Source organism: Achromobacter sp. Marseille-Q0513 (assembly GCF_018195695.1).
Lineage (GTDB): Bacteria > Pseudomonadota > Gammaproteobacteria > Burkholderiales > Burkholderiaceae_B > Achromobacter.
This window is the reverse complement of record NZ_JAGTJY010000273.1, coordinates 1-5,444: the sequence shown is the minus strand read 5'-3', so window position 1 is coordinate 5,444 and position 5,444 is coordinate 1. Positions and strand designations below refer to the sequence as shown.

Genomic DNA, 5,444 nt, shown 5'->3' with positions numbered 1-5,444 from the left:
CATGGCGGCTAGGGGTGGATTTCGTGCGGGCGTATCTGCGGGACAGCACACTAGCTCGCGGGCACTTCCTGCGCGATGGCCTGCGGCGCGCGCGGCGGTGGCCGCAAGCCTTCCGGCAAGCGTCGCAGCAATTCATCCAGCGGCACCGCGCGCCCGTACAGCCAGCCCTGCGCCTTGGCCACGCCATGCGTGGACACCGCCATGGCCTGCTCGGTGGTTTCCACGCCTTCGGCGATGACGTCCAGGTCCAGCGACCGGGCCAGTTCGACGATCTGGATCGCCACGGTCCGGCGCGGCCCCTTGTCCGCGATGCCCTGCGTGAAGAGCTTGTCCAGCTTCAGGTAATCCAGCGAAAAGGATGCCAGGTAGGCCAGGCTCGAATAGCCGGTGCCGAAATCGTCGATCGCGATCCGCACGCCCAGCGCGCGCAGTTCCTCGATGCGTTCCTTGGCGTTCTGCTCCAGCAGGCCGCGCTCGGTCAGCTCGATGAATAACAGCTTCGGATCCCGGCCCGTCACTTCCAGCAGGCGCTGGGTCAGGGCGCGTCCCTTGCCCGAGCACAGCTCGCTGGGCGCCAGGTTCAGCGACACATAGAAATCGGGCGCCTGCGCGGCGATGACCGGAATGTCCTGGCGCGCCAGGTCGAACACCATCGTGGCAAGGTCTCCGGATAGCCCGAAGCGTTCGGCGGCCGGAATGAAGATGTCCGGGCCGATCGCCTCGGCGCCCAGCGGCCGCCGCCAGCGCAACAGCGCCTCGGCGCCGACCCAGGCGCCGCTGCGCAGGTCGACGATGGGCTGATAGGCCAGATAGAAATCCCGGTTGTGGATGGCACGCTGCAACTGCGTGCGCAGATCCAGCGCGCGCCGCGACTGCCAGAAGATCACCGTGAACACCAGCAGCCCGGCCAGCGCGCCCGTGACGCCGACGATCCACCGGGTCAGCGCCATGTCGTGCAGATAGGCATGCTTGGGCAGGGTCGCCATGGCGAAGAAAGAGAACTTCGACGACGGCGTCAGCGCGACGACGGCGCCGGCGCGCTCCTCGGTCACGGGCACGCGATCCTCCAGGCCTTCCATCCAGGCGGGGTCGACGTTGCCGCTGCCCAGGAATTGCGCCGCCGTGCCCGGATACGCCAGCCCCAGCGTCATGTGTGGAGCCAGCAGTTCCGCCGCGCCCAGGAAGTCGCCGCGATTCAGGAAGATGGCATAGCCGCCGTCGGCCAGCGCGCTGTAGTGCAGATTGGGCGCGGCCGGCAGCACCACGTCGCTCCAGACCTTGACACCGCGCACGGACACGAAATCGGGCTGGCCGATATCCACCTTGTCCATGCTGTGGCCCAGCGAGGAACAGGCCACGCGCGATCCGTCCAGCACCGCGATGGCGCGCAGCAGCGGCGACTGCAGCACCAGCTTGCCCATCTCTGCGCGGGCGAAGGCCGCACAGGGCGGACTGTTGCCCATGTCGCCGAGCGTCCGGCTGACTTCCCACAACTGGGTCAGCACGTCGTCGGCGCGCTTGAGCACGGCCTTGGACACGGTCTGGGCCTGATTCTTGGCCCGTTCAAACGCAAAATAGTCCAGCAGCGCGATCCCCATGAATGTGGGAACCACTGCAGCGACCAGCATTGCGCAAACCAAAACAAGTGTCGTCGCGAGCTTGCTCATTCGAACCGCCCCCCATCTCACGCCTTGTTGATGGTGATCAGAAGCACTGCGAATGTTGCAGGCGAAAATAATACCGCGCAGTAGCCCGGCATGGTATTCAAAATCGCGTAAATGCTCGCAAACCGGCCGGAAAACGAGCGCTTTTGAAGAAAAATGACGAATCCTCACCGCAGCGCCGCCTCCGCCGGACGGCTTCCCTCCATCCGGCGCGCCTTGCTGCTGCTCGGCATCGCCTGTACGGCGCCGACGATTTTCGTGGCGGCAGGCGCCGCTTACGAAGACTTCCTGCTGCGCAAGGAACGGGTATACGAGGCCGCGCTGGCTTCCGCCCGCAGCCTCGCGGGCGAACTGGAACGCGAGCTGCGCGGCGTGGAAACCGGCCTGCGCATCCTGGCCACCGAAGACGAACTCGAACGCGGCGCGCTGCCGGCCTTCCATCGGCGACTGGGCGACGCGCTGCGCCTGCAGAACGTGGACGGCTACATGCTGCTGGACCCGAAGGGCGTGCCGCTGGCCGACAGCGGCATGCCCAATCCCGGGCCGGCGATCCGCAGCGCCCTGTCCGACGCGGCGCTGGCCAAGATGGGACGCAGCCGCGACATCGTCATGGCCGGCCTGTTCAGCACCGCCCTGCACAATGAGCCGATGCTGGCCATCGGCATACCCGTCGAGATCCGTGGCGAAGTGCGCTATGGCCTGTATGCGCAGATCCGGCCGCAACGCATCGGCCAGGCGCTGCGCCGGCAGGCCATGCCGGACGGCTGGGTGGCGGCGGCGCTGGACGACGACGGGCTGATCGTGGGCCGCACGCGCGAGGAATCGCGCTACGTCGGCCAGCACGCGGTGCCATCGCTGGCCGCCGCCGCCGCGCGCGAACGCGAAGGCACGCTGCGCAGCGAAACCAAGGAAGGCATCCCGGTGCTGACCGCCTTCAGCCGCAGCCGCGACGGGCGCTGGACCGTGGCGGTGGGCGCGCCCCTGTCCGCCCTGACGGCGGACCTGTGGCGCTCGCTGATCTGGGGCGCCTGCGCCGGGCTGACCATCATCGCCGCCGGCATCTGGGCGGCCTACCGCCTGGCGACCCGGATCGAGCATGCCGTCGCCGCGCTGGTCCCGCCGGCGATCGCGCTGGGACGCGGCGAGGCCATCGACGTGCCCGAAAGCCGCTACAGCGAGACCGCCATGCTGGGCCGGTCCCTGCTGCACGCGTCCCGCATGCTGTCCCAGGCCCGCCGGCAGGCGTACCACGATCCCCTGACCTCGCTGAGCAATCGCCTGCTCTTTTGCGAACTGGCGGCCCGCGCGCTGGCCGCGGGCGAGCGCAGCGCCCGGCCCGCCGCGCTGCTGGCGCTGGACCTGGATCACTTCAAGGCGGTGAACGACACCCAGGGACACAGCTCGGGCGACCTGGTGCTGAAGATCGCGGCGGAACGCATGAGCGCCGCCTTGCGCGCCACCGACATCGTGGCGCGCTTCGGCGGCGACGAGTTCGTGGTGCTGCTCGATGGCGCGGACGCGGACACGGCGCGGGACGTGGCGCGCAAGCTCAACCAGGCGCTGGCCGAGCCCTATCCCGGCATCCTCGCATCCGTCACGGCCTCGATCGGCATCGCCTGCTTTCCGCGGGACGGCAGGCATCTGGAAGCGTTGCTCGCGCAGGCCGACGGCGCGCTGTACGCGGCCAAGGCCGCCGGGCGCAACCGCTACGAAATGGCCTCGTCCTCGAGCGCGACAAATCCGACACCGGGCGCCAGGGCGGTCCGGGAACCCGCCGCCCTGTCATAGACCCGGAGCGCTGGTACCGGGCACCAGCAGCGGACACCGGCGCTAGTTCAGACGCTCGAAGCGCCACTCGCCCATGAGCAAGCCCGCAGTGCCGCTGATGCGATAGTCATAGTGCTTGCCTGGTTCGACCCGCAGCTCGTGATACTCGACGGGTTCGGACACGTTGAAGTACTGGATTCCGATCTTGCGCATGCCGGCAGGCACGCGCAGCACCGCTACCCGGTTGGCATCGACATTGACCACATGTCTGCCATCCAGATAAATGAGCACATTGACGGCCGCCCCGGAAACGCCCGCGTCGCGCGCGATTCGGATCTCGCCCTTGTCCGGCGCGGACTGCAACAGCGACGGATCCAGAAAGGCCGACGCAGGCGCCCTGGGCCCGGTCTCGACATCGACTGGCACGGTCATGCAGCCCGCCAGCGAGGCGCAGATCAACAGGGCAGAGCAATATCTGATCATCAACTTCCACTCTCCTTACGGCAGTTCGCGCGGCAGGCGCATTGTGCCCGATCCCGAGGCGCGGCCCGCCTGCCACAGGCCGGATCAACGCCCCAGGCCGGCTAAAGAATGCACGCAGTCGCGCACGCCTCGGCGTGGCAGGCGCCCCCATCCCGCTGATAAATAACTGAAAGTAATGAATTTCCCAGGGAAAACCCCAGAAAGGGAATTTACTTATGCCCTTTAATTATTTGCCGGACGCATACTGCAAGCGTAAGAATTCGTCCTTAGCATAAGTCAAACCAGATGGAACTGCGTCAACTCGAGGCCTTCGCGGCCGTCATGTCCACCGGCAGCGTCACCGCCGCCGGTCGCCTGCTGGGCCGATCGCAGCCCGCGATCAGCCGGCTGCTGCAAGAGCTGGAAGCCGAGATCGGCTATGCCCTGTTCTCGCGCAGCGGTCCGCGCGTCACGCCCACCGAGCAAGGATTCCTGCTGTACGAGGACGTGGAGCGGGCGCTGGCCGGCATGCGGCAGATCCGCGAGCGCGCCGGCGAGATCGCGCGCGGCCAGGCCCAGCCCCTCTTGATCGCCGCCACGCCGGCGCTGGCCGCCGGCCTGGTGCCCGCCGCCTTGCAGCGCATGCAGGCGGGCGCGGACGCCTCCCGCCGCGCCGCCGATCAAGCCGCACACCCAGACGCACACCCGGACGCGCACCCAGCCGCCCCTCCCGGCCCAGGCCGCATCCAGCTGCGCAGCGCCTCGCCCGAGCGCGTGGTGCACGCGGTGCTGACCGGCGCCGCCCAGCTGGGCGTGACCAGCCTGCCGCTGGAGCATCGCGGCCTGACGGTGCACTGGATCGGCCAGGCCGCCTGCGTGGTCGCCTTGCCGGAAAACGATCCGCTGGCCGCGCACGACGTGGTGCCGGTGTCGGCGCTGGCCGGCCGCCGGCTCATCACCATGGCCAATCCCTACCGTCTGCGCCGCCGCCTGGACGCCGCGCTGGCGGCCAACGCGCCGGCCGCCGGCACCATCGAGACCAACTCGTCCATCAACGCGCTGGCCGCCGTGCGCGCCGGCCTGGGCGTGTCGGTGCTGGAGCCGGTCACCGCCTACGGCACGCCCATGCCGGGCGTGGCGATCCGTTCCATCGACCTGGACATACCCTTTTTCTTCGGCGTCATCACGCCGCAGGCCCAGCCGCCCTCGTCCGCCTGCCTGGCCACCGCCGCCGCGCTGGCCGAGGCCGCCGCCGCGCTGCTGCCCGGCTTCGTCCGGCATGAAGCCTGCGAGCACGGCGCGCTGCTGCAATCGGTCTACGGCGACGACGCGCCCAGCCTGCCCGACGGCCCCGGCGAAGCCGCCGCCGAACCTGCCCCGGCCCGCGCCGCCGACGCCCCCCATACGGAAACACCCCGCCATGAATGACCCCGCTGCCGGCCTCGCCGCGCTGGAAACGCGCCTGCGCCAGGATCTGTCCTGGCTCGAACTCCCCGCCAAGAACTGGGTCACGCCGCGCCTGGACAAGGGCCAGCCCGTGCTGGACGTGGC

4 protein-coding genes are annotated in these 5,444 nt (G+C 69.1%); 2 read left to right on the top strand and 2 right to left on the bottom strand.

Translation table 11 applies throughout. The annotated features are described in order from the left end of the window. Nucleotides 1-50 precede the first annotated feature (50 nt). Nucleotides 51-1,628 carry an EAL domain-containing protein gene (locus KDH83_RS29155; RefSeq protein WP_212322223.1) on the bottom strand — a complete coding sequence of 526 codons (1,578 nt, stop codon included), beginning with the start codon at nt 1,626-1,628 and terminating at the stop codon, nt 51-53. Between the two features lie 192 nt (nt 1,629-1,820). Between KDH83_RS29155 and KDH83_RS29150 the strand changes: the two genes are divergently transcribed. After that, entirely contained in the window at nt 1,821-3,452 is a 1,632-nt protein-coding gene (locus KDH83_RS29150; RefSeq protein ID WP_212322221.1) for a sensor domain-containing diguanylate cyclase, read from the top strand. A gap of 42 nt (nt 3,453-3,494) precedes the next feature. Here KDH83_RS29150 and KDH83_RS29145 read toward each other — a convergent pair whose 3' ends face one another. Next, nucleotides 3,495-3,863: a hypothetical protein gene (locus tag KDH83_RS29145; RefSeq protein WP_212322219.1), complete on the bottom strand. Its 369-nt coding sequence runs from the start codon at nt 3,861-3,863 to the stop codon at nt 3,495-3,497. A 336-nt stretch (nt 3,864-4,199) separates the two neighbouring features. On the opposite strand from KDH83_RS29145, the gene KDH83_RS29140 reads away from it, so the two are divergent. Further along, nucleotides 4,200-5,321 carry a LysR family transcriptional regulator gene (locus KDH83_RS29140; protein WP_212322217.1) on the top strand — a complete coding sequence of 374 codons (1,122 nt, stop codon included), beginning with the start codon at nt 4,200-4,202 and terminating at the stop codon, nt 5,319-5,321. Nucleotides 5,322-5,444 lie beyond the last annotated feature (123 nt).